General features: G+C 55.4%; 24 protein-coding genes. 16 read left to right on the top strand and 8 right to left on the bottom strand.

Annotated elements, in window-relative coordinates; all coding sequences use genetic code 11:
* Positions 1–104 precede the first annotated feature (104 nt).
* From O2N63_RS01715 to O2N63_RS01780, 14 genes are all read left to right on the top strand, one after another.
* Complete coding sequence (locus tag O2N63_RS01715) at positions 105–884, top strand: DeoR/GlpR family DNA-binding transcription regulator (RefSeq protein WP_271052357.1); 780 nt, start codon at positions 105–107, stop codon at positions 882–884.
* 86 nt (positions 885–970) lie between these two features.
* Entirely contained in the window at positions 971–1657 is a 687-nt protein-coding gene (locus O2N63_RS01720; RefSeq protein ID WP_271052358.1) for a haloacid dehalogenase type II, read from the top strand.
* Positions 1658–2488: 831 nt separating this feature from the next.
* Positions 2489–4165 carry a cytochrome D1 domain-containing protein gene (locus O2N63_RS01725; RefSeq protein ID WP_271052360.1) on the top strand — a complete coding sequence of 559 codons (1677 nt, stop codon included), beginning with the start codon at positions 2489–2491 and terminating at the stop codon, positions 4163–4165.
* 118 nt (positions 4166–4283) lie between these two features.
* A complete protein-coding gene (locus O2N63_RS01730) occupies positions 4284–6080 on the top strand; it encodes a NapC/NirT family cytochrome c (RefSeq protein ID WP_271052362.1) in 1797 nt (598 codons plus the stop codon).
* A gap of 194 nt (positions 6081–6274) precedes the next feature.
* Positions 6275–6703, top strand: a complete 429-nt coding sequence (locus O2N63_RS01735) for a cupredoxin domain-containing protein (RefSeq protein ID WP_271052364.1) — start codon at positions 6275–6277, stop codon at positions 6701–6703.
* Positions 6704–6937: 234 nt separating this feature from the next.
* Positions 6938–7699 (top strand): uroporphyrinogen-III C-methyltransferase, encoded by a 762-nt coding sequence (cobA, locus tag O2N63_RS01740; RefSeq protein WP_271052366.1) that lies wholly within the window; start codon positions 6938–6940, stop codon positions 7697–7699.
* Entirely contained in the window at positions 7692–8048 is a 357-nt protein-coding gene (locus O2N63_RS01745) for a c-type cytochrome (RefSeq protein WP_408629774.1), read from the top strand. The genes cobA and O2N63_RS01745 overlap by 8 nt, the downstream gene beginning before the upstream one ends.
* On the top strand, positions 8045–9211 hold the full coding sequence (locus O2N63_RS01750) for a cytochrome D1 domain-containing protein (RefSeq protein WP_271052367.1): 1167 nt from the start codon (positions 8045–8047) through the stop codon (positions 9209–9211). The genes O2N63_RS01745 and O2N63_RS01750 overlap by 4 nt, the downstream gene beginning before the upstream one ends.
* A gap of 3 nt (positions 9212–9214) precedes the next feature.
* Complete coding sequence (gene ahbB / locus O2N63_RS01755; protein WP_271052368.1) at positions 9215–10210, top strand: siroheme decarboxylase subunit beta; 996 nt, start codon at positions 9215–9217, stop codon at positions 10208–10210.
* Entirely contained in the window at positions 10207–10656 is a 450-nt protein-coding gene (locus O2N63_RS01760; protein WP_271052370.1) for an Lrp/AsnC family transcriptional regulator, read from the top strand. Before ahbB (O2N63_RS01755) ends, O2N63_RS01760 begins: the two co-directional genes overlap by 4 nt.
* Positions 10653–11138 carry a siroheme decarboxylase subunit beta gene (gene ahbB, locus O2N63_RS01765; protein WP_271052372.1) on the top strand — a complete coding sequence of 162 codons (486 nt, stop codon included), beginning with the start codon at positions 10653–10655 and terminating at the stop codon, positions 11136–11138. Before O2N63_RS01760 ends, ahbB (O2N63_RS01765) begins: the two co-directional genes overlap by 4 nt.
* A 4-nt stretch (positions 11139–11142) precedes the next feature.
* Entirely contained in the window at positions 11143–12357 is a 1215-nt protein-coding gene (nirJ, locus tag O2N63_RS01770) for a heme d1 biosynthesis radical SAM protein NirJ (protein WP_271052374.1), read from the top strand.
* Positions 12332–13903: a nitrite reductase gene (locus O2N63_RS01775; RefSeq protein ID WP_271052376.1), complete on the top strand. Its 1572-nt coding sequence runs from the start codon at positions 12332–12334 to the stop codon at positions 13901–13903. Before nirJ ends, O2N63_RS01775 begins: the two co-directional genes overlap by 26 nt.
* A complete protein-coding gene (locus O2N63_RS01780; RefSeq protein WP_271052377.1) occupies positions 13860–14633 on the top strand; it encodes a sirohydrochlorin chelatase in 774 nt (257 codons plus the stop codon). The genes O2N63_RS01775 and O2N63_RS01780 overlap by 44 nt, the downstream gene beginning before the upstream one ends.
* Positions 14634–14718: 85 nt before the next feature.
* Here the strand turns inward: O2N63_RS01780 and O2N63_RS01785 are convergent, their stop codons facing one another.
* Positions 14719–15447 carry a helix-turn-helix transcriptional regulator gene (locus O2N63_RS01785; protein WP_271052378.1) on the bottom strand — a complete coding sequence of 243 codons (729 nt, stop codon included), beginning with the start codon at positions 15445–15447 and terminating at the stop codon, positions 14719–14721.
* A 580-nt stretch (positions 15448–16027) separates the two neighbouring features.
* Entirely contained in the window at positions 16028–16408 is a 381-nt protein-coding gene (locus O2N63_RS01790; protein ID WP_271052379.1) for a DUF983 domain-containing protein, read from the bottom strand.
* Between the two features lie 341 nt (positions 16409–16749).
* Between O2N63_RS01790 and O2N63_RS01795 the strand changes: the two genes are divergently transcribed.
* Both O2N63_RS01795 and O2N63_RS01800 read left to right on the top strand, forming a co-directional pair.
* The gene (locus O2N63_RS01795) at positions 16750–17394 is read left to right on the top strand and encodes a glutathione S-transferase (RefSeq protein ID WP_271052380.1); all 645 of its coding nucleotides are present in this window, start codon (positions 16750–16752) and stop codon (positions 17392–17394) included.
* Between the two features lie 174 nt (positions 17395–17568).
* A complete protein-coding gene (locus O2N63_RS01800; protein WP_271052381.1) occupies positions 17569–19227 on the top strand; it encodes a DUF2793 domain-containing protein in 1659 nt (552 codons plus the stop codon).
* A 48-nt stretch (positions 19228–19275) separates the two neighbouring features.
* Here the strand turns inward: O2N63_RS01800 and O2N63_RS01805 are convergent, their stop codons facing one another.
* Genes O2N63_RS01805 through O2N63_RS01830 form a run of 6 tightly spaced genes read right to left on the bottom strand, consistent with a single transcriptional unit; the run spans position 19276 to position 25423 of the window.
* Complete coding sequence (locus tag O2N63_RS01805; protein ID WP_271052382.1) at positions 19276–20289, bottom strand: GDP-mannose 4,6-dehydratase; 1014 nt, start codon at positions 20287–20289, stop codon at positions 19276–19278.
* 55 nt (positions 20290–20344) lie between these two features.
* Entirely contained in the window at positions 20345–20710 is a 366-nt protein-coding gene (locus O2N63_RS01810; protein ID WP_271052383.1) for a hypothetical protein, read from the bottom strand.
* Complete coding sequence (locus O2N63_RS01815; RefSeq protein WP_271052384.1) at positions 20707–21798, bottom strand: EscU/YscU/HrcU family type III secretion system export apparatus switch protein; 1092 nt, start codon at positions 21796–21798, stop codon at positions 20707–20709. The genes O2N63_RS01810 and O2N63_RS01815 overlap by 4 nt, the downstream gene beginning before the upstream one ends.
* A complete protein-coding gene (locus O2N63_RS01820) occupies positions 21798–22574 on the bottom strand; it encodes a flagellar biosynthetic protein FliR (protein WP_271052385.1) in 777 nt (258 codons plus the stop codon). Before O2N63_RS01820 ends, O2N63_RS01815 begins: the two co-directional genes overlap by 1 nt.
* Positions 22571–24658, bottom strand: coding sequence for a flagellar biosynthesis protein FlhA (gene flhA, locus O2N63_RS01825; protein WP_271052386.1), 2088 nt, complete (start codon positions 24656–24658; stop codon positions 22571–22573). The genes O2N63_RS01820 and flhA overlap by 4 nt, the downstream gene beginning before the upstream one ends.
* A 6-nt stretch (positions 24659–24664) precedes the next feature.
* Positions 24665–25423: a lysozyme family protein gene (locus tag O2N63_RS01830; RefSeq protein WP_271052387.1), complete on the bottom strand. Its 759-nt coding sequence runs from the start codon at positions 25421–25423 to the stop codon at positions 24665–24667.
* Positions 25424–25436: the final 13 nt, after the last annotated feature.

The following is a 25436-nucleotide window of genomic DNA, read 5'->3' on the forward strand; positions in this document are numbered from 1 at the left end:
GACCTCACGGATCGCGCCATATTGGCAAACTTGAAAAAAAACGAACATTCGCGCAAAGTGGCGCGGAAGGCCCAGATCGGGGCCCATTGATGAAAGCGTCGAACATGTCCCTCTCCTTCCGCCAATCCGACATTCTGGAGATCGCCCGCAGCGAAGGGCGCGTGACCGTGGATGGTCTGTCTGAGCGGTTTGGCGTAACCGTCCAGACCATTCGCCGCGATCTGAGCGAGTTGTCAGACGCTGGTAAGCTGGACCGGGTTCATGGTGGCGCGGTGTTGCGATCTGGTGTGACCAATATCGGGTATGAAGATCGTCGTGCATTGCAGGAAGAGGCCAAGACCCACATTGCACGGGCCTGCGCGGCAGACATCCCTGATGGCGCGTCAGTCTTCATTCATATCGGCACCACTGCCGAAGCTGTAGCCCGTGAATTGCTGTCCCATCGTAACCTTCTGGTTGTGACCAGCAATCTGAATGTGGCCAATATCCTGCTCGCCAATGAAGACTGCGAGGTCATTGTAGCGGGCGGGATCCTACGCCGATCTGACGGGGGGCTGGTTGGCAATCTGACGGTCAGCGCAATTGAGCAGTTCAAGTTTGACTATACGATCACCAGTTGCTCGGCCCTTGATGAGGCCGGAGACATGTTGGATTTTGACCTGCAGGAAGTGAATGTTAGCCGCAGCATCATCACCAGGGCACGTCAGGCGTTTCTGGTGGCAGATCAGACCAAGTTTCAGCGCAGCGCCCCGGCACGCATTGGATCTTTAGAACAGATTCACAACTTTTACACCGATGCCCCCCTTTCCCCCGACCTGACAAGAAAGTGCCGGGAGTGGGACACGACGTTACGTATTTGCCCCGACTCCCCAGCGAAACTGTGATCGCCCAACCCTTTACGCAGACATGTCGTCACGCTTTAGTGGTGTGACACCCAAGTTTTTTTCTACCGCAAAGCACGGAGACCCAGATGCCCGACCCAATTTGCGCAATCGCATTTGACGCCTATGGCACCCTGTTTGACGTGTATTCTGTTGGGGCATTGGCGGATGAATTCTTTCCGGGGAAAGGGTCGGCCTTGGCCGTAACTTGGCGTGACAAGCAGATCGAATACACACGCCTGAGGACTTTGTGTGATCAACACGCAGACTTCTGGCAAGTCACAAAAGATGCTCTGGATTATGCTGCTGCGCTGCATCGGCTTGATCTGACAGAGGGCAAGCAGGCCGCACTGATGGATCAATACGCTCAACTTAGAGCATTTGATGAAAACCAAGCCGTATTATCACGCTTGAAAAGGATGGGGATCCCTATGGCGATCCTCTCAAATGGCACGCCCGCCATGCTTGAAAGTGCGGTTAAATCATCGGGTCTTGATGGTTTTTTCGACCACTTGCTGAGTGTTGAAACCGTTGGGAAATACAAGACAGCGCCCGAAGCCTATCAGCTGGGACCGGATGCGTTTGGTGTAAATGCCTCCGAAATTCTGTTTGTCTCTTCGAACTGCTGGGATATCTGCGGCGCCACATGGTTTGGATATCACACAACATGGCTCAACCGATATGGGCTCCCGATGGAGCGGCTGGGTGTCGCCCCACATCATGTCGGAGAATCGCTTGATGTTGTGGCGGACATAGTCGCGCAGGCGCTGCGTTGATCCACCTGTTGAACCTAAGTACCTTGTAGGAAAGAGCCAGCCGCCTACCGACACAGGGTCGGCAGCGGCCTCATTCTGCACGGGTTACGTGCAATTAGACGGCTGGCAGTATGTGCGGATCGCCCGTGACCGTTCCTTCACGAGACAGTTGCACATGTTCGTTCCCGAGGTCTGCTGGCCTCACCCAAAGACAGCAGGAGTGGAAACGTCGAGGCCGCAATTTCGCGTTGCGACAAACCCGCTTTTTGGGACGGGTAAACTGGTGGCACCAGCCGGACAAGGGACGCCGCCGGCTGGCGCCAAACCCGCGAGCACGCTCGAAATACTCGATTTCGCGATTGCGATGTGGGAGGTCGAAGTCGCTGGAGAGCAGAGAGTGTCGGGGGGTTCGAAATAGCGAACGGGGGGGGGCAGGCACAGATCTCCTGAGCGCCGGGCTTTACAGCCTCGAACTCGGGCACGATGCCGGGGTGACCCCATAAAATCCTCCTGGGTTGGAACCGCACAATACACATGTGCGATCCGTTGCGGGTTAGAGGCAGAATGGCGGCGATTCACCGGCACGTTCTTAACGAAAGTCAAGATTGTCGCAGTTTCTGTGCATTTATCGCAAAAGATGAGGCCGGCCCCGCTGATCCCTCAAGGGGTGAGTGCCTTAAACATCATCTTAAAAAATTAGTGGTGCATTTTAATCGGGTATTAATAAGACACGAAATCCACCTGTCCTCTCAGAAGGTCAATTTTTCGTTAGATCCGTTGACATATGTCAAGACTCGCCAGCCCGTCCACGCCCATCTTTCCCCTGCCTCACCAAGCAAACGGAGAGTGATCATGTCACTTGGAATCACCTATAATAAAACACGTCACACGCTAGGGATTGGTTTCGCACTTCTGCTCGGCAGCGTCGCTCTGCCGGCTGCTGCCGAAGGTCCCACCTTGAGCGAAGAAGCCTTCGAAGCTTCGAAACAACTTTACTTTGAACGCTGCGCCGGTTGTCACGGCGTGCTGCGCAAAGGCGCAACCGGTAAGAGCCTCGAGCCAGTTGTGAAAAAGAAAAATGCCGACGGCACCGTAACTGAAAGCGGTACGTTGAAACTCGGCCAGGAACGCCTTGAGAAAATCATCTCTTGGGGTACCGAAGGCGGTATGAACAACTTCTCGGACATCATGACCGAGCAGGAAATCAAAGACATGGCGACCTACATCCAGATGGATCCGCCGAAGCCGCCAGAAATGTCGCTGGCTCAGATGAAAGAGACCCGCAAGGTCTATGTTGAAGAAGCTGACTACCCGACCGAGCCGCTGCACGGCCGCAACTGGGAAAACTTCTTCGTCGTCATCGAGCGTGACGTAGGTAAAGTGGCCGTGATCGACGGCGACACCAAAGAAGTTCTGGCACACATCCCGACCGGTTATGCTGTGCACGTTCTGAAAGCCTCTGAGCACCATAAACTGGAAGAGCCGGAAAACCCGGGTCGCTTCTGGTACACCATGGGCCGCGACGGCAAGATGACCAAAATCGACCTCTGGCAGACGCCGGATAAGATGCTGGTTTCCGAAGTCACCATTGGCTATGACGCCCGTGACGTGGCTGTGTCCGGCGACGGCAAATACGTGATCGGTGGCGCCTACTGGCCTCCGCACTTCGCCATTGTTGATGCAATGACCATGGAACCGCTGAAAGTTGTTTCAACCCGCGGTGTGAACGTCGACGGTGACTATGTGGAAGAAGCACGTGTTGCTGCCATCTACACCACCCCGAACGAGCCGACCTGGATCGTCGCGGTGAAAGAGCTGGGCCAGCTGTGGCAGGTCGACTACTCTGATCTGGACAACCTGCGCATCGACAAGATCAACTCGGCCAAGTTCCTGCACGATGGCTTCTTTGACCCAACCGGTCGTTACTTCCAGATCGCTGCAAACGCATCGAACAAAATGGTTGTTGTGGACACCAAAACCCACAAACTGGAAGCCATGATCGACACCGCACCGCTGCCGCACCCCGGCCCGGGCGCAAACTGGAACGACCCGAACTGTGGTCCGGTGGCTGGTACCACCCACCTCGGCGAAGGCACCGTGACTGTTTGGGGTAACGACCCTGAAGGCAACCCGGACAACGCGTGGAAAACTTGCTACGAAGTTGAAACCGATGGTGCAGGCCTGTTCATCCGGACTCACCCGAATTCTGACTACATCTGGGCTGACCAAACCAAGCACCCGGAAGTTGAAGTTCAGCAGTCGGTTCAGGTCATCTCGAAAGAGACCGGTGAAATCGTGAAAACCATCCAGATCACCGAAGAAGAAGGCAACGTTGCTGTACACTTCGAGTTCAACAAAGATGGTACCGAAGTTTGGGTTTCGAAATGGAACCGCGCTTCTTCGAAAGAGCCGAATGGCGAAATGGTTATCTATGACGCCAAGACCCTCGAAGAGATCGGCCGCGTGAAAGGGCTCTATGCTCCGACCGGTAAGTTCAACGTCTACAACCGTTCGAACCACGTGACCTAAGTCAAGACATCGCCCAAAGGGGCGAGCCTATAAAGGGGCGGGCATAACGCCCGCCCCTTTTCTTATGGCACGGACGAAGTGCCCAAAAAGCCAAACGCAGCCAGAACGGAGCCGGGACATGACCCAGACCAACGGTGCTGAACCGAAAAAGCCAATTTGGCGACGCTATTTCCTTTGGGGAATGCCCGTTGCCGGGATCGCTGGCATCTTTGTAGCCGGGATCATCTTCTGGGGTGGTTTCAACACCGCCATGGAAGCCACCAACACGATGCCCTTCTGCGTCTCATGTCACGAGATGGAAGATTACGTATATGAAGAATACAAGGGCACCATCCACGACGTGAACCGATCTGGTGTGGGCGCAGTCTGCTCAGATTGCCACGTGCCGAAGGATTGGACCCATAAGATTATCCGCAAGATCAAAGCCTCACGCGAGGTTTGGGGCAAACTGACCGGGACAATCTCAACCCCCGAACGGTTTGACGCCAAACGCCTGCATCTGGCGATGAATGAATGGGAGCGGATGAAGCGTACGGATTCGATTGAATGCCGTAACTGTCACGACTTCGAATCGATGATGCCGGAGTTCCAGAAACCGCGGGCACGTCAACAACACTTGAACGCGATGAAAGTTGGTCAGACCTGCATCGACTGCCACAAGGGTATTGCCCACAAGAACGTTCGTGATCGGGCGGAAGATGAGTATCTTGAAACACTTGAAGCACCGAACCCGAATTTCATCCGCGAAATTCCACAAGAGTATCTTGATAGTCTTGCTCGCGTAGAGGCTAGGGAAGCTGAGGAAGCCGAGGCTGCAAAAGCTGCAAAAGCGGCCGAGCAAGAAGCCTTGCAAGCGCGCATCGCTGCGGCTGTTAACGCTGCGATTGCTGAAGAACAGGCCAAGGCCTCTGGTGCGGCCCCTGCCGCAGACGCTGGCGCGGATGTTGCACCGGGTGTCGACTGGAATGCAGTTCCCTCAACAGACCTGACCCTGTTCTACCCGGGTCAAGCTTCGTTTGAATGGGTGCAAAACGGCAAGCAGCACGGTGGCGCTCGTCCGCTGACCAAAGGCGGCGACGCCTGTACAACCTGCCACGCCAAAGAGCTTGAAGCGATTGGTGGTAAGGTGGTCGCAGGTGGTGGCGGTAAAGATGATGATCTTGAACCGACCCCAATCCCCGGCAAACCGGGCATCATCGGAGCGACGCTGAAAGCGGCTCATGACGCGGACAACCTCTATGTCCAACTCAGCTGGGCAGATAACGGCCACAGCCCCGCTCCCTTTGTGGACGGTGGCAAGATGGACCCGGACAATCAGGTCAAGGTTGCCATGATGATCACGGGCACCGGCATCGAACTTGGTGAACAGGCTGGCTGCTGGGCAACATGCCACGCAGACAACACCTATATGCCGTTTGATCCGGGATCCGAAGCGATCGCCGCAAATGATGCCGTGGCCGCGCAGCTGCAAGCCCAAGGATCGATCACAAAGTACCTGTCGGAAAGCCGCACCAAGATCGAAATCAAAGGTCGCCGTGGCAAAGCCCAGGGTGGTTGGGACCAGATGAAGTCGCCGGAAGAAATCGAGCAGATGCTTGCCGATGGCACCTTCATGGACCTGATGCGCGTCTATGCTGATGGTTCGGCAACCAATGGATATCTGTTGGAACGCCGTGTGCAGAACGAAGGTGAGATCTCCGGTTCGGCCAAACTGTCGGCAGGCATGTGGACCGTGACATTCGCCCGTCCGCTGGCAGGTGGCGCTGGTGATGTCGCTCTGGAACCGGGCAAGACCTACACGGTTGGTTTCGCTATCCATGACGACTTTGCATCCGCCCGCTTCCACCATGTCACGCTGAACACCAGCATGGCACTGGACAGCGCCGACGCTCAGATCAACGTGGTTGGTCAATAATAGAAACCCCCAGAGGGTTGGCCGTCCCCCCTTTCGGCCACAATCCGGGCCCCGCTTCACGCGGGGCCCGTTTTCATTGAAGCAAAGCCCTCTACGGTTTATTCCTGTAATTGGGATCCGGAGACGCGCGAATGACTACGGAACAGAGTTGACCGAAGGACCGCCACCCACCTTCGAGATATTCAGGAGTAAATATGATGCAGATCACTAAGACCCTTCCCGCTTTTCTCATTGCCTGCGCGGTGGCTTTCCCGGCGCTGGCAACGGATGATGACAAAACCAAGCTCTGCGCAGAAGCAGAAGAGCGTTATGTGGAACTGTTTGGCCACCCTTCGTCTGAAGAAGAGGGCGTGACGGTTGTCACCATGTACAAATACAGCTTCTGCCCTGCCGAGCTCACCGTGCCGCTGGGTACAACTGTTCGCTGGGTCAATGTTGACAAGCGCACCAGCCATTCGGTGATCGTGAAAGATTCGGGAACCCCCGAAAGTGATCGCGCCTTCCCCGAAGAATTCATCGAGTTCACTTTCCTCACAGATGGCCCGCAAGAGATTCTCTGCGGCCCCCACTGGGAAACCCAAGAGATGATCAGCCGCATCACCGTGGACACGGTGGAGAACTGATCCAGCATTAAAATTATTTCACTGTTAAATAGGTAGGTCGGTCCAAAAACTGGCCCACCTTAACACATGTCAAGGAATCACACCTGCAAGCCGTTAAATCTGGGGTCATAAAAGTCTGGCCCTCAACGGCTCCGTTCTCATCGCTGCCCCTCACCCCCACCCGCGGGCAGCCTTGTCGTCCAAACCGGAGAGGGTCCGGCGTCCAGCCATCTACAGGACGAGCGAGACCAAGATATGACCGGCAAAGTTTACCTCATCGGCGCAGGGCCCGGCGACCCGGAGCTTATGACAATGAAGGCTGTGCGCCTTTTGAAAGAGGCCGATGTTGTGGTCTATGACCGGCTGGTCTCGGATGAGATCGTGGCCATGGCCCCCAAAGACGCCAAAATGATTTTTGTCGGCAAATCCGCGCATAATCATCCAGTGCCGCAGGACCAGATCAACGCCATCCTCGTGCGCGAAGCCAAGGCGGGCAACAATGTGGCCCGGATCAAAGGCGGCGACCCGCTGATTTTTGGCCGCGGATCGGAAGAAGCGGCTGATTTGAGCGCAGAAGGTGTTGAGGCAGAATATGTCCCCGGCATCACGGCGGCCCAAGGTGCTGCATCTATTTCGGGTGTGCCATTGACCCACCGCGACCTTGCGACCGGTGTGCAATATGTGACCGGCCACCGTGCGCGCGACGAGAAACTCGATCTCGACTGGAAACGACTGGCCGACCCGATGACCACACTGGTGGTCTATATGGGGGTTGCCAATATCGGCCAGATTGCCGTTGGGCTGATGACCGAAGGGCTGGATCCCTCCACCCCCGTTTTTGCCATTTCGCGCGCCACCACGCCTCATGAGCGCCGCATGGTATCCACGCTTGACCGCGTGGCACAGGAAGCGCGCGAGGCAGGGCTTAAGCCGCCGACGCTGTTCATCATCGGCAAAGTGGTGTCCGTATATCAGGCCCAGCAGGCAGAACTTGAAAAGGCGTCTGCCCATGGCTAGCACGCTGCCCCTTCTCTCCTTATTACCCGCTTTAGCTATAGCGGGTTGGGCGGCGTTTTCCCCCTCGACCGCACTGGCGGACGGTATGCCAGTCGGTGAGGGGCTTGATACCGAGGAGCTGAAGCGCCTCGTGCATCAGGACTGCGGATCATGCCACGGGCTGACGCTCAAAGGCGGTCTGGGTCCTGACATCCGTCCGGAGACTCTCACCCATTACGAACCGGACATCCTTGAAACCGTGATCCTTGATGGGATCCCCGACACCCCAATGCCCCCTTGGCGCCCCCTCATCACCCAAGAGGAAGCTCAGTGGATCGCCCTTTATCTTTTGAATGGAGACGCGCAATGAAACCGTTCCGCACCGCGCTCGCACTCACCCTATTGATGACCACAACGGCACTCGCCGACACCAAGACCATCGCCACCGGCGATCTGGGTCTGGTGATTGAACGTGCCAAGGGCTCGGTCATCCTGATCGACCAGTCCGACCGTGCAGCCCTTGCCCGGATCGAAGGGTTGGGAGATCTGAGCCACGCCTCAATCGTCTATTCCCCGGATGAGCGCTACGCCTATGTGTTTGGCCGTGACGGTGGCCTGACCAAAGTCGACATTGTCGAGCGCAAGATTGCCAACCGCGTGGTGCAAGGGGGCAATTCGATCGGCGGAGCCATTTCAGACGATGGCAAGCTGGTGGCCGTATCCAATTACGAACCCGGCGGCGTTAAGATCTTTGACGCTGATACGCTGGAGCTGGTTGCTGACCTGCCGACTGGATCAAAAACCATCGGCCTTGTCGATGCACCGGGCCGCAAATTTGTATTTACCATGTGGGACACTGGGGAAACCTGGATTGCCGATATGTCCGCCGTGAAATCGGGGGGCGAAGCCGAGATCACCAAGATCCCCGACATGGGGGAATATCCCTATGATGCATTGGTCACCGCCAATGGCCGCACCTATATCACCGGGCTTTTTGGCGAGGATGGGCTGACCGCGCTGGACCTCTGGGCAGACAATCCCGAACCGATCCGCGTGTTGCCGAATTATGGCCGTGGTCAGGAAGAAATGCCGGTTTACAAGATGCCCCACCTCGAAGGTTGGGCGCACACAGGAGCTGAATTTGTGCTGCCTGCCGTGGGGCACCACGAGGTTCTCTGGATCGATGCCAATAGCCTCGAAGAAACCGCCCGCACCAAGACCTATGGTCAGCCAGTCTTTGCCATGGCACGGCCCGACGGACGGCAGGTTTGGGTAAACTTCGCCCACCCGCTGAATGACACAATCCAAGTGATCGACTCGGTGTCGAAAGAGATTGTGCATGAGTTCAAACCCGGCCCTGCCGTGCTGCATATGGAATTCACGCCACGCGGTAATGAAATCTGGGTGTCGGTGCGCGATGAAAACAAAGTGAAAATCTACGACACGCATACGTTTGAGCTGTTGCGCGAGATCGAAGCCGACAGCCCTTCAGGTATCTTCTTCACCGCCCGCGCGCACCGCACGGGGCTGTGAGCCGTGGACCAGTTTGACGACATTGATCGCGCCCTGCTGGACGGGTGGCAACGGGAGTTCCCGCTCTCGCACCAGCCGTTTCAAACCATTGGCGATGCGCTGAAGATCGGTGAAAGCGAGATCCTGTCCCGCTTCACGCGACTCTTGGGCGAAGGGCAAATATCCCGGATCGGCGCGACCTGTGCGCCAAACACGGTGTCAGCCTCGACCCTCGCTGCTGTCGCCGCGCCTGAAGATCGTATTGAAGAAGTGGCCGATCTCATCAACGAAGAGGATGGGGTCAACCACTCATATCTGCGCGAGGATCTGTGGAATATCTGGTTCGTGATGACCGGCCCGGATCGCGATTTTGTCGATGCAGCCCTTGCGCGCATCAGCGAACGGACCGGGCTTCGTGTGCTCGACCTGCGTCTGGTGCGGCCTTTCAACATCGACCTTGGGTTTAAACTGTCCGGCGACGGACAGGCCATGCCGCCCGCCCGTAAGGTGGATCATTCGGTATTGGAAGACGGCGATAAACCCATCATGTCTGCGCTCTCTTCCGGCATGACGCTGTCGCCCAGCCCCTATGCCGACCTCGCCGCTGAACTTGGTCGCAATGAAGGTGATGTTCTTCAACGTATCCGCATCCTGCAAGACGCAAAACTGATCTCGCGCCTCGGTGTGATTGTCCGTCATCGCAAACTGGGCTGGGCGTCAAACGCCATGGTGGTCTGGGATGTGCCCGCGGACCAAATCGGAGAGATTAGCCCCAAACTTGCCGCGCAAAAAGGTGTCACCCTCTGCTACGAACGCCGCCCGGTCGAGGATGTTTGGCCCTGGCGCCTTTACACCATGTTCCACGCAAAATCCCGCGATGTGGCGCTGGAGAATATTGAGAACGCCGCGACCCTGCCGGAACTTACCGGTGTGACCCGCAAAGTGCTCTTCTCCACCCGCTGTTTCAAACAAAAAGGGGCGCTGATTTCGCGCACCCCCAAAACGGAGGTCCCCGCATGACTTTGGACCAAATCGATCGCCAGATCATCAACCGTTTGCAGGATGACCTGCCGATGATGAACCGCCCGTTCCAGCCGCTGGCCGAAGACCTGGGCATCACCGAGGCCGAGGTGCTGGATCGTGTGCGCGCCATGAAAGACGCAGGCGTACTTACCCGCTTTGGGCCGTTTTTTGATGCCGCCGCTATGGGGGGGGCCTTTTGTTTGTGCGCCATGGCGGTGCCGGAAGAGAAATTCGAGGATGTCATGACAAAGGTCAATGCACATCCCGAAGTCGCCCATAATTATGAGCGAAAGCATCAGCTGAACATGTGGTTCGTTCTGGCCTGTGAAACGCCCGAGGGGATCGGGGCCATGGCAGATGTGATCGAAGGGGAAACCGGACTGACGGTCCATCAGTTCCCCAAACTGCAAGAATTTTATATCGGCTTCCGGGTGGCGGCATGACAATCGACGCAACAGACCGCAAGATCATCGAGGCGACCCAAGCGGGTCTGCCCCTGTCGCCCACGCCCTATGCCGATCTGGGGGCAATCCTTGGCCTTGATGAGGCTGAGATCCACACCCGTCTCACCGCCATGAAGGAAAGCAGCGTGATCCGCCGTATCGCCGCCGCGCCGAACCATTACAAGCTGGGCATGACCGCCAACGGGATGAGCGTCTGGGACGTCGCCGATGATCATCTATCCGAGTTGGGGCAGAAGATCGGTGCCCTACCTTATGTGACCCATTGCTACGAACGGCCCCGGGCGCTGCCCGACTGGCCCTATAACCTGTTTGCCATGATCCATGGCGAAACCTCTGACGAGGTGGAAGAGAAACGCGCCGAAATCACAGCCATTCTAGGCGACGCGCTGCGCCAGAAAGACATTCTCTATTCCACTCGCATTTTGAAAAAAACGGGGCTGCGGCTTCGAAAGAAAGGGTGAGCCCATGTTCCGCCTGACCGAATATATGAATCAACTCGTCACCCCAACCCCGGTGCGTCAGCGCCGTGGAACGGGCATGGTGAAGCCGGTGGTGATCTGGAACCTGACCCGCCGTTGCAACCTGCGTTGCCGCCATTGCTATACCGTCTCGGCGGATGTGAATTTCCCCGGTGAACTGGATGAAGCACAGGCCATGAACGTGCTGGAGGATCTTGGCGAGTTCAAAGTCCCCGCGCTGATCCTGTCGGGCGGCGAACCGCTCGACAGCCCCTACCTGTTCCCGCTGGCAAAAGCCGCCCGTGACAAAGTGCGGGTTCTGGCGCTGTCAACAAATGGCACCAAGATTTTTGGCGAAACCGCCGACAAGGTGGCCGAGATCGGGTTTGACTATGTGGGCATTTCCATCGACGGAATTGGCGAGACTAACGACTGGTTTCGTGGCGTAGACGGTGCCTATGACGCGGCAGTCCGTGGCGTGCGCGAGCTGAAGAAGCGCGGCGTGAAAGTCGGCCTGCGCTTCTGCCTGACCGAAGGCACACAGCATCACCTGCCGGACCTTCTCAAGTTATGCGACGACGAAGGTGTGGACAAATTTTACCTCTCTCACCTCGTCTATGCAGGGCGTGGCGACAAGCACCGGGGTGAAGACGCCCATCACCAGATGACCCGCCAAGGTCTGGACTTGCTGCTGGAACGCGCGTGGGCGGCGGCGTCAGAAGACAAGCCGCTCGACATCGTCACCGGCAACAACGACGCCGACGCGGGCTATTTCCTGCAATGGGCCGAAGAACGGTTTGACGCGGACAAAGTGGCCAACCTGCGTGACCACCTGACCGCTTGGGGCGGGAATTCGTCCGGTCTTGGCGTCGCCAATATCGACTATCTTGGCTACGTGCATCCCGACACCTATTGGTCGGACTACACGATCGGCAATGTGAAGAAGAAGAAATTCTCTGACTGGTGGACCAGCGATGACCAGATGCTGGCCACCCTGCGCACCCGCCCGCGTCCGCTCAAGGGCCGTTGCGGCGCATGCAAGATCAAGGACATCTGCGGCGGCAACACCCGCATTCGCGCTCTGCAGGTGACTGGTGATCCCTGGGCTGAAGATCCCGCCTGCTACCTATCAAACGAAGAGATTGGTGTGGCCGATGCCGACCGTCTTGAAACCACCCCGTTCCGAGGAAAAAGCAATGACCCGAAACATCAGTTCTATTAATGGCTCTCGCGCATGGCTGATCGGTCTCGGAGCATTGTTCCTCAGCAGTACTGCTGTTGCTGATCCGGTTGCGGATTACAAAGAGTTCTGTGCCGACTGCCATCTGGAAAACCGACTTGGCGCCGCTGGCCCCGCGCTGATCCCAGAAACACTCAAGCGGATGCGTGGACCGAAAATCGAGGCCGTGATCCGCGATGGGCGGGTTGCCACCCAGATGCCCGCCTATGGCGAGGAATTGTCGGATGAGCGGATCAAGGCGCTGGCCGAATATCTCAAAACCCCGCTCGACGTGATCCCGCCCTGGGGCGAAGAAGAGATCATGGCCAGCCGGGTGATGAACGAAGAATATGTGGCCGCGCCCAAACCGGTCTGGTCGTCAGACCCGATGAACATCACTCTGGCCGTGGAAACCGGCGATCACCATGTGTCTGTTCTGGACGGTGATACCTTTGAGGTGCTCGACCGGTTTGCCACACCATTTGCGGTGCATGGGGGTCCGAAATTCACACCCGATGGCCACTATGTCTTCATCATGTCGCGCGATGGCTGGGTGCAGAAATATGACATCTGGTCCCTACAGGAAGTGGGCCGCGTACGAGCCGGTCTGAACAGCCGCAATATCGCCATGTCCGGGGACGGGAAATGGGTGGCGGTGGCAAGTTACCTGCCCAACTCGCTGACCATCCTGTCGACCGAAGACCTGTCGGTCGCCGAGGTGCATGATGTGGTAGGCAAGAATGGCACGCCGTCGCGTGTGTCCGCGGTCTATCAGGCCCCTCCACGCGAAAGCTTTGTTCTGGCTCTGAAGGATGTGCCCGAGATTTGGGAAGTGTCTTATGCCAAGAACCCTGACCTGAACTATTTCGGCGGCGGGCTTGCCCATGATTGGAAGATCGAAGGCCCGGTTCCGCAGGACACCAAGTTCCCGGTCCGCAAGATCACCACGCCGGACTTCCTCGACGATTTCTTCTTTGACCAGTCCTACGAGCATGTCATGGGCGCATCACGTTCCGGCGAAGGTGGATTGGTGATCGATCTTGTCATCGGCATGAAAGTGGCTGATCTGGACCTACCGGGCATGCCTCATCTTGGCTCCGGCATCACTTGGAACCGCGGGGACCGGACCGTGATGGCGACGCCCCACCTGAAAGACGGCACCGTTTCGGTGATCGATATGGACAGCTGGGAAACGGTTAAACAGATCACCACCGAAGGACCGGGTTTCTTTATGCGTAGCCATGAAAACTCGCCCTATGTCTGGGTCGATGTGTTCTTTGGCCCGAATAAGGACAAGATGCATATCATCGATAAGAACACGCTTGAGATTGTCAAAACCATTCGGCCGGTGCCAGGCGCAACCGTGGCCCATGTGGAATTCACCAAAGACGGCAGCCATGCACTGGTATCGGTCTGGGAGGACGATGGCGAAGTCTTGATCTACGACGCGAACACGTTGGAAATAGTAAACCGCTTGCCAATGCGCAAACCATCAGGGAAATATAATGTCTGGAACAAAATCACCTTCTCAGAAGGCACCAGCCACTGATCAGGAATTGGCTTTGGTCGAAGCGCTGATCGTGTCCCACGGTCAGCCTTCGGACCCTCAGCCGGCAGAAGATGCGCTTGCGGAATATACCGCGCAAATTCAGGCGGCCATTCCCGATCACACCATCGCATCTGCGACACTGGCGGCGCCCGACAAACTGGAAGAGCAGCTTGCCCGGATGGAAGACGGAGGGGTGATCTATCCCCTGTTCATGGCGGATGGCTGGTTTGTGCGCACTGCTCTGATCAATCGGATTTCCGACGCGGCCTTGAATATTCTGGTCAGCATTATGCCGCCTTATGGGCTGGCACCGCAGTTGCCCAAAGTCGCTGCAAATGCAGTGCAAACGGAAATGCAAAAACAGGGGTGCTCCAAACTTCTGATCGCCGCCCACGGGTCCGCTTATGGCGATGCCCCTGCGGCATCAGCCCGTCTTTTCATGGAGCGATTGCAGAAAGAAATGCCCGAGGCCACGATGGATCTTGGCTTTCTCGAACAGGAACCTTCAATCGGCGACAAGGCCCGCGCTCTTGGCGAAGGCACCATTTGTCTCCCGTTTTTTGCCATGATGGGTGATCATGTACGCCTTGATATTCCCGCCGCGTTGAAAATGGGCGAATTCAAAGGACCTGTCCTGCCGTCGATCAGCCATCTGGAGGGCGCCGATCAGATTGCGATTACCGCGTTGTCCCAAGCTTTGGCCAAACGGAAGTCCACTGGAGCAGCGTGACAAGCACATATCGCGTCACGCAAAGATTTGCCGGAATCTTCTTTCCGGCATCCCTTCTCATTCGTGCAACTCGCGATTTCTCTTTTTAGTGCTGAGCTGGAGACTCCGCCGAACCGCCTCCAAGATACAAGATCGCAGCTTCGGTACGGTTGCGCACCCCCAACTTGGTGATCACATGGTGAATGTGCAGCTTAATCGTGTGCTCAGACAAATCCAGTTCAGACGCAATCGTTTTGTTGGGTTTGCCCTCAGAAACCAGCGCCAGCACTTCGCGTTCACGGTCGGTCAAATCCGACAAATCCGCGTCTGGCACTTGTGGTCCACCGCCATTCAGCGTGGGTTTCTCATCCATCAGCTCTTCCGGTATGTATTTCCCACCACACAAGAGCAATCGCATGATTGAAAGCCAGATATCGAACTGTTGGTTCATGGGAAGGTAGCTGACTTTGCCCCTGATCCCATCTTTCAACAATCCATGAAAAATCGATGCCGCAAGATCCGCATCGCGATACCCGACAACAATCTGACATGAGATTTCATTTAAGGCATATTTGTCCAGCAACACGGGCAATTGATCCGCCATTGCCTCATCAAGTATGATTGCTACCACATCTGACAGATCGGTTATGAATTCCCGCAGGTCTTCCAATCTGTCAAATCGTTCAAACGAAACCCCATCGAATTCAACGTTGGAAATACGGACGATCTGATCGGAAAAACTGAAGGCATTACCTACAAAGGCCACGGTCGGCCTGTGTTTTCCTGATCGTGCAGCTAAACCGGGCGCGAGTGCGCGCCCATCCCCACCAAACATTCACTTCCCCCTCAAATACTTTTTTGCAACACCTCTTCACTGATCACGAATTCAAAGCTCTCTCGAGTTGCCCAATTAAAACATGCATCAATAACAATACCTAATAGTTTAGGTGATAATCAGAAGATCACAACTTGGCTAAATGGCTAAGACTGGCGCATTATTTGCGGCATTTGGTAAATATTTTGATTAGTTTCGATTTATCAACTCAAAGATGATTACCATAAATTTTTCAGTAAGTTATAAGCTGTATTCCCTTTAAACCTGCCTTTTAGGGAATAGACACTTTGGATGAAATAAATTGCGATTTGCAAACAATTCTCGCTGACCGGCAGGTGACCCGCTCGCATCAGGCACTCATATTTTGGTCTAACTGATTGATATTCTATCCTACTTCACAGGCATAGACATATTGGGGAACAAAAGCTCATCACATCAACAGATTCGGGCATGGATCTTCAGATCACAATCGGTGACATGGCTGACAATCCGCCTCGCCCATGTCCGACATTTCAGCATCAGCAACTGTAGATATATGAATTCACCCTCGAGAGATCCACACAGCTCGACTTTAACCGTCTTAGAAACCGTGCATCCGATTGGCCCATTGATAGGCCACCATCAACCCTTTCATACGCGGCAAAAGCAGCAGAGAACTGATCACCGCAATGACCGACAGCGAAAGTGCAAAGACCAACGGTTCAGGTTCGAACTGAGTATAGAGGATATGCATCGCGATACCGAGCACATGACCGACAATCAAAATCGTGAGATAGGCCGGACCGTCATCCGCCCGTTGGTGGAAAAGTTCTTCTCCACATTCAGAGCAGCAGTCATTTACCTTGAGATAGGAATGCAAAAGCGCACCATCTCCGCAATTCGGGCAACGCAGGCGCAACCCTTTGGCCACGGCGGGCTTCCAAGGGCGAACGCCCTGATCCATCGAATGCACATCACTCATGGGTTTGCTCCATCTTCACGAGGTCGGCTCCTCCCTCGCCATTCGAGTTCATTAACGTGTTTTGTATTTCCTGCCAAAACAAATTCCCGTAATCCCTGTCGCCAAGTTGTCACAGGCAATTCCCACTGCGTAGCGTCACGTTTGGAGCGGACGACAATCCGAGGTAGCAGGGTACGATGAACAGATGAGGTTTCCGATGAGCGATAAGCTTTTGTTCCAACAAGAAGGCGACATGGCCATCCTGACCCTGAACGCCCCTGAAACGCGCAATGTATAAGATCAATGCCGAGGCCACCTATGCACTTCCAAAGCGACGAGCTTCCGCATTCAAAGGGCGCTGAATGACACCAATCCTCTATTCCTTTCGCCGTTGCCCCTATGCAATCCGTGCCCGTCTGGCGATTGCCAGTTCTGGGCAAGAGGTGAAGCTGCGCGAGATATTGTTGCGTGACAAACCCGCCGCCTTTCTGGCGGCATCGCCCAGCGCCACGGTGCCCTGCCTTGTAACGGAAACCGAGGTCATCGACGAAAGTCTGGATGTGATGAAATGGGCGTTGAACCAGTCTGACCCTGAGGATCTCTTGTCCATGCCGGATGAGGGCCATGCTTTGATCGACCGGTGTGACGGACCGTTCAAGCAAGCTCTGGATCGCACCAAATATGCCTCTCGGCATCCGGATCATGATCCGGAAATCGAGCGCGCAAAGGCAATGGGTATCCTGTCCGACCTTACTCCGCGTCTTGACAGGCACAGGTTTTTATTTGGTCCAAAAGCCTCACTGGCTGACCTTGCTGTCCTGCCGTTCCTGCGCCAGTTTGCCATGATCGACAAAGCCAGATTTGATCACGATGCACCGGACCAGGTTCGCATATGGCTGGATAATTTCCTTGAAAGTCAGCGCCTTGCTGATGTGATGCAAAAATTTCCGGTCTGGTCGGAAGGGGATGAACCTTTACGATTCCCTGTAGGCAGAACAACCCCATGATCCTGTTGCGCCGCATTCTGACACCGTACGGCGCTTTCCTTTGATCTTAAGAAACTGCTGACGATATAGGCTCGATTTTCACAATTCGAGGGTGTCATGTCCGTTTCCGCAAACTTGTCTCTTCCCTATATCCAAGCTTCACAGGCCCAGAAACACGTCACCCACAATGAGGGGATGCGCCGTCTGGATTCGATTGTGCAACTGAGTGTTGCCAGCGCCTCTGATCCGAACCCGCCCGGCACCCCCACCAACGGTCAACGTCATATCGTGCCCGTTGGCGGAACGGGGGATTGGGCGGGTCAGGAAGGACAACTCGCCGTCTATGAGGAAAATGCCTGGGTGTTCATTACCCCCCGGAAAGGTTTTCTGGCCTTTGTCGAAGACATCGCAAAACCTTATGTGTTTGACGGAGCAAACTGGATTGCGCTGACCGCTGACACCAACCTGCAAAACCTGCCGATGGTTGGCGTGAATGCCAGCGCCGACAGTACCAATCGCCTCACCGTCTCAGCCCCCGCCACGCTTTTCAACAACGAAGGCAATGGTCACCAGATCAAGGTGAATAAGGCGGCAAGCGGAGACACTGCGAGCCTCCTATTCCAGACCAATTGGTCAGGTCGCGCTGAAATGGGCACCACGGGATCGGACGATTTCGAGATCAAGGTGAGCGACGACGGCAGCACGTTCCACCAATCCCTGGTGGCCGATGCCGCCTCGGGCAAGATCAGCTTTCCCTCCGGCGTCACGGGGCTGACTGCTCCTGAACTCACCGGTGGTCTGATCACCACCGATTTTGCCACCGCCCGCGGCGATGACCTGATCACCAATGGTGGCTGCGGGTTGGGCAACGCTTATAACTTCCCGGTTCAATTGGCGTTTGATGCCCAAACCTCACCGGATCTGCGCGGCTCGGTTTGCTTCACGGGCTATCACGTCGGGCCAATCATGATGGATGAGCTTATTCCCGTCGATCCCAACCGCGCCTATCGCATGTCGAGCTACTTGCGGCAGGAAAGTCAGGCCGGGGATTGGTCGGGTTTTGCCAATGATGAGCGCCATCAGCAATATCTTGGTCTCACTTGCCTCGATGCAGACCAGAACGTAATCGAGAGCAAACACCATATGCGGTATTACCATGGCGGCACGGACAGCCTGACCACTCTGGCCGCCCCGCTGCAACCGGGTGACACCACGATTTCACTGACCGATGCGACGGGCTGGAATGAAAGCACGTCTGACTCCAATCAGCGCGGGGCTATCATCTTTGGCTACAAGGATGCCGCTGGGCGCAACCACGATCACTATTCGCGGATTGTCGAACCCGATCTGTTTGATCTTGGGCAGGTCGACAAGGTTACTCACATCGTGACGCTGAACGCCCCACTTCCCGCCAGTATGGGCAACCCAGATGATCCCTCGGGCATCTGGCCCACGGGCACCAAGATTGCCAACAGCAGCATTGGCAATGACAAGAATCTGCTGTTGCAAGGCGATTATGCCCCGGCTGCAGACAGCTGGTACGAGGCGGCGGCCCATATTGGTGGGATCGACACCTCGGGCACCAACGCCGAGTTCAACTTCGCACCGGGCACGTCCTACGTTCAGGTGTTCTGGCAGGCAAACTACTCTAACCGATCAGGTGGGTTTTCCGGTCATCCTGACACTGGTGCTGGACATAAGGCGTGGTTTGCGGGTCTTTCATTGAAACCGGTTCCTCTCGCCGCGATGAGTGCGAGTGCAAACGGATCGGTGGATCTTAAAGTGCCAGAAAGTGACTTCGGCACGGGCAGCATCTCACTCGTGTCCACCACCCGTACAATTGAAGCGCTTTGATTTACAGCGTGAGTTTTCAGACAGGACGGAGTCGCGGCAACGCGGCTCCTATTTCCCGTAGTACTCACGAAACCACGCGACGAATTCCACAATTCCTTCGGATATCGAAGTCTGTGGTTGATACCCGGTCAGAGACATAAGCAATGTGGCATCTGCCCATGTGGCGGGCACATCTCCTTTTTGCATTTCCATATAATTCTTTTTGGCCTTCACGCCCGCTGCGGCTTCAATCTCAGCTATGAACTTTTCCAACTCGACACTGTTCGAGTTGCCAATGTTGACAAGCCGGAACGGAGCGACCGGGCTCAGACTGTCACCTTGGGCAATTTCTTCCGTGCTGTTGGGACGTGCTGGGATGACATCAAACAACAGCCGGATCGCCCGGACCAAGTCCCCGACATAGGTGAAATCACGCTGCATTTTGCCATGGTTGAAAACATTTATTTCACGACCCGAGAGGATGGCATCCGTGAACAGATGTGGCGCCATATCGGGGCGCCCCCAAGAACCGTACACTGTGAAGAACCGAAACATGGTAGTCGGCAGGTCATGGATATGTGCCCAGGCATGACCCATCGCCTCATTGGCCTTTTTGGTGGCCGCATAAAAAGACATTTGTGTGTCCGCTTTGGCGGTCTCTCGATAAGGCATTTCTGTATTGGCGCCATAGACCGAAGATGTGGAGGCCATCAGAAGATGCGCAGGCCTCACCTTCTGTGCAGCTTCCATCAGGTTAAACGTACCAATGATGTTGCTTTCCACATATGCGCGCGGGTTTTCGATGCTGTAGCGCACCCCGGCCTGAGCTGCGAGATGAACAATCACATCAGGCTGAGAATTAACCACAGCCTGATCTACAGCAGCTGCGTCTTCCAGCTTTGCGCGTGTAAAGGTGAACGCTTTCTTCTGCTTGAGAATGGCCAAGCGAGCCTCTTTCAACTGAGGATCATAGTAATCGTTGACTGCGTCAAACCCATGCACTTCGCACCCTTCCTCAAGCAGAAGATCGGCGAGATGGAACCCAATGAAGCCGGCAACACCGGTAATAAAAATGCGTGTCATATCAATCTTTTCACAGTGCACTCGCCCCAATCCTACCTCAGCCCATAGGGCGGGTCTACTGCCGGGAGGTGCTGTTGCTTTGTGCCATCAGGGTTTTGATGACCTTCGCCCGCCCAAATGCCGTCCGCGCCTGCGACAACACTTCCTCGCGTTCGGCATATAGAAGTGCCAACTCCATGTTATGAGCCCGACGTTGTTCACTTGCCCAATATGACCAGGCTTCATCTTGCCCTGAAAACCGGGCCGGGTCCGGGTTACTCTGTTCGGTCACGACCTCACCGCGTGATTGCCGGGCTGCGTCGAGCTGCTGGTTCTTATCCTGCAACGCCGTGATCTGTTGCGTGATCCTTTGCAACTCAGCCAGCTTCAGATCAAGAATCATATTCGAAATTTCGCCCAGTGATTTCAGCTGCTTGTTCATTTTCCACCCCCAAACGACCGAGCGCGCTTGCGCATCGCTTCGGCAAACCGGATGGCGGCGGCCACCGCCTGATATTGATCCGGCAAAATTTCCTGACCGATTTCAACAGAGGCGTGAATGGCGCGGGCTGTCGGTGGGTCACGTTGGATGGGCACCCCAGCTTCATTAGCAGTCTCGCGAATGCGCGCAGCGATTTCATCGACACCTTTCGCAACACAAACCGGCGCCTCACCCGGCAGGCGCGACCATTTCAGTGCCACCGCATAATGGGTCGGGTTCACGATCACCACATCCGCCTCAGGCACATCGGACAGCATCTGTTTCATGGCAATTTCCATTCCTTTTTGCCGTCGCTGTCCCTTCATATGGGGATCACCCTCGTTCTGCTTCATCTCATCCATCAGCTCTTTGTGCGACATCCGGTTCTTGCGCAGATGTTCTTGCCGCTGCCATAGAAAATCCACCGCCCCGATCATCAGCATCACAAGACATACCAATGCGAAAAACTGCATCGACAGTTCCAGCAGGACGGACGTCGCCATTTGCGGAGTGAGATAAAGCGTCCCAACAATTGTTGGCAGTTTTGCAAATAGAAAACCGCCCAAAATGATCGAATAGATCATCAATTTGACAAAGCTCTTTGCAAACTCAAACAGCCCGGTGCGACCAAATTTGTTTTTTGCATTCGAGAGTGGCGACACTTTGGAGGTCTTGGGCTTCAACTTCTCAGGTGCAATCACAAAACTTTGCGTCGCCACCGTCAGTAAAATCGCGGCAAGAGCAGGTGCAACGAACCAAAGCGCCATGCTCTTGCCAACTCCAAATAGCAGAACGCCAATGCCGACGCGCCCTCCGCCTTCGAACAATTCGGTAGAGAATGTGTCAGCGCGGGCCAGAAGATTGCTGAGAAACACTCCAAATGTCGTCAGACTTTGCCCCCCGATGGCAATCCCGACCAACAGCATTGCGCTGAAGGTCGCAGTGGTTGTCAGGTCGGCTGATCGAGGGACTTCACCCCGTTTCCGCGCATCGTCCAATTTCTTCTGAGAGGCTTCATGTTGCTTGTCATCGTCTTCGCCATCAGCCATTACGGACCCCCGAACGGTTGATCAAAGAACGCGGTCAATGCCACCCCCCAAAGCTGAAGCAACAAGGGGGCTGCCACAAATAACAAAGCCAATCCCCCAGCGGTGATGGCAGGCGCCCCGACGAACGCGACCATCAATTGCGGCATGGCCCGGTTGATGACCCCAAGGGCCACATTGTAAATCAGTGACGCAATCAGGAAGGGGGCCACCAGCGTGAAGGCAAGCGCAAATATGTGTGACACCTTCCCCAACGCCCACTCGCTCAAGAGATCCCCCGCGACAAATTTCCCCGCCGGCATGACATCGTATGAGATAATGAAAAGTTCAGCCAGGCGGACGTGCAGCCCCAACATCACTGCCAGTGCCAGCCCCGACACAAGAAGCACATGCCCAATGGCAGGTTGCGGATCACTGTTGGCCCCACCAAAGATTTGCGCCAATGAAGTGGACTGCGCCGCCATCGATCCGGCAATCTGAAGGGCCAGGATAAAAAGGCGCACCACAGCCCCAAGCACCAGCCCTGCAATCGGTTCAGTAATGAACATTACAGCGGTCAAACTCTGGCTGCTCAACGCCGCTTCAATTTCTGAGGCACTGGCCGGGGCAACAATGAGTGTAAATGCAATGCCAAGCACCAAACGCACCCGCTGCGGTACGGATCGTTCACCAAACGCTGGCAACAGTGCCATCGCAGCACCGACCCGCAGGAAGACAAAAAAACCCACCAACAGAACCGATTGACCCAACACCAAGATCTCAGCCAGTTGAAATGTCATGCCGGGACCATTCCAACCAACGAAGGGCGTGCCTCTGTACCGATTTCCTCAAAGGATAACACAGGATTGGCGATGCCTTTGGCGGTCATCACGGTTTTCAGGAAACGCCTGCGGCGCGTCGATGTGACAAGCGCCGGATATATTCCACTTTCTCCAGCTTTTGCGACACGATCCGCTATTGAGTTGGCCAGCTTGTTGAAGTCATCCGGGGGTAAAGCCACATCCTGCGGCCCTCTCTCAGTTTCAATCTGATAGGCATTGAACCGTTCTTCCCATTCGGGGGCAAGCTGGACCAGCGGGATTGTCCCATCTGCCCGCTTCAATTCGGAAACCAACTGAAACCCAAGCCGGTGACGCACATGTTCACAAATGACTTCCGCAGTTGGGAAAATGGGGCGTGCCTCCGCGATACTTTCAAGGATCAATGGCAGGTTTCGAACCGACACCCGTTCTTCCAACAGCAACCTGAGGACCGACAGAAGCAGATCCAAAGGAACCTTTTCTGGGACAAGCTCGTCAAGCAAACGTCGATTGGCCTCCGCTCGCGCTGGATCAGACAGGTTCACGAACTCATCCATCAATCGTCGCAAGGCTTTGAGGGTCAGCAGGCGTGAAAAATTGCGCTTGATCACTTCCAGCAAATGCGTTGCCAATACCTCCGTGGCGTTCACAATCGTCCCACCCTGCAGCGCGGCATCCTCCTGTACATTAGGCGAGATCCAACGGGCCGGCGCCCCATAGACGGGTTCCTTCACATCCTCTCCTGCAGGGGGATCAAGTTCCTGACCATTCAGGATCATCAGCACCTTATCGATCACCAGACGATCCCTAGCCTGCTCAACCCCCTGAATTTTCACGATATATTCACCAATCGGGAGAGTGCTATCATCCGTCAAGCGGATTTCTGGGAGGATCAGCCCAAACACACCGGCCACATGGTTGCGCATATTGTTGATCCGAGCGTCCAGCCCCGTAGCGGGGTCCAAGATCATTGGGATCAAGTCTGGGGCAAACGCCACGTGGATGTCATCAAGATCAAGAATATCTCCGATACTTTCTGGCGGAGTTTCAGAGGGAGGTTGAAGGGCTTCCTCCGCGGCCTTCGCATCTTTTTCCTGCTGGATTTGATTGGCCCGCCACGCCGCAGCACCCAGGGCAATCGATCCTGCAACGAAGGGGACAAACGGCAAACCGGGCACCAATGCGAACAATCCCATGAGCACGGCAACCGTACATAGCGCCGCCGGATACCCTCCAAGCTGAGAGAACAGCGCCAGATCGGTCGAGCCGGTCGCGCCACCTCGTGCCAATAACAGCGCAGACGCAATTGAAATGATAACGGCGGGGATTTGGCTGACCAACCCATCCCCCACGGTCAAAATTGCGTAAGTTTCGAACGCACGCCCAAGGTCCATTCCGTGCATGGCGATGCCGATGATCAACCCCATGACAAGGTTCAGCAATGTGATGAGCAAGCCCGCGATCGCATCCCCTTTCACGAATTTCGAAGCCCCATCCAACGAACCAAAGAACGTGGTTTCAGCTTGCTCTCTTTCACGCCGCGCTTTTGCCTCGGCATGATCAATCGCACCGGCAGACATGTCGCTGTCAATGGCAAGCTGCTTGCCAGGCATCCCATCCAAGGCGAAGCGTGCTCCGACCTCTGCCATACGGGTGGCGCCTTTGGTGATCACAATGAAATTCACGATCAACAATACGCAAAAGACGACCAGCCCGAGAAATACACTCCCACCCATAACAAAATTGGCAAAACCCTCGATCACATCGCCGGCAGCAGACGTGCCCGTGTGTCCCTGACCAATGATCAGCTTTGTCGACGAAACATTCATCGACAGTCTAAGCATTAATGAGGCCAGAAGGACCGTCGGAAAGACCGAGAAATCAAGCGGGCGTTCAATGAAAAGAGTCACAGTGAACATCAGGATCGCCAAGGCAAATGAAGCGGCAAGTCCTATGTCCAGCACCCAGGCGGGCATCGGCAGGATCATCATGACAATGATTGCCATGAGCGCCAAAGCCAGCAAGATCGTCGGTTTGAACAGTTCTGAAAGGCTGAAGTTCATCAACAATCACCCTTTCCCCGCACCGAACAACGGTGTGGCGGTGACCCCGCCAATTGGCACCAAAGATCCCAGCCCTTTTTCGCCTCGCCCGGTTTGAAGCAGGGGGAAATTGTTGATCCTGCTGACAGGAGAGGCGGATTGCGGACGCTCGACTGGCGTCGCCGGGTATGATGCCACCTCAATGGCCTGATCATCCTCGACCGCCAGACGGGCTCGAAATTTGGCGAACCTTTCCTTGTATCGGTTTGCATATTTGGGGGTGCGAGAATGATAGGCCCCGGCAGCGTCACTCCAATTGCCTTTTTCAGAAAACAGGTCAGACAGGAAACGCGCCGCATACAATCCGTTGGCCAGTGGATCGAACATTTCATCTAACGAACTGAAATTCTTATGATGCCATTTGTAGTTGATCTGGAAGCAGCCGACATCGAAGCTTCGAGCACCTCGCTTAAAATGTTTAAAAACATATGAGCGTGCTTCTTCTTCCGTGTCGAACCAGACTCCCTTCCCCTCCATATTGACTGTCCACGGCCACGGGCGAAAACTTCCGCCGCGCTTGCGACCGGTTTCTGTCAAAGAAATTGCTTTCAGGACTGAAATCGGTACGCCCGTTTGCTGTGATGCGACTTTTGCAACCTGATCACAGACGAAAGAAGCATCCCCTTCTGCCTTTAGTTCTTCCGCCCATGAGAGAACGAACACACCGATCAAAATCCGGCAGGCTAAACGATTGATTATTGCCATCCAAACGACAGTTTTTGTCATAATGAGCGCACTT

Origin of the sequence: Aliiroseovarius salicola, from assembly GCF_027891095.1 — a bacterium.
Taxonomy (GTDB): domain Bacteria; phylum Pseudomonadota; class Alphaproteobacteria; order Rhodobacterales; family Rhodobacteraceae; genus Aliiroseovarius; species Aliiroseovarius salicola.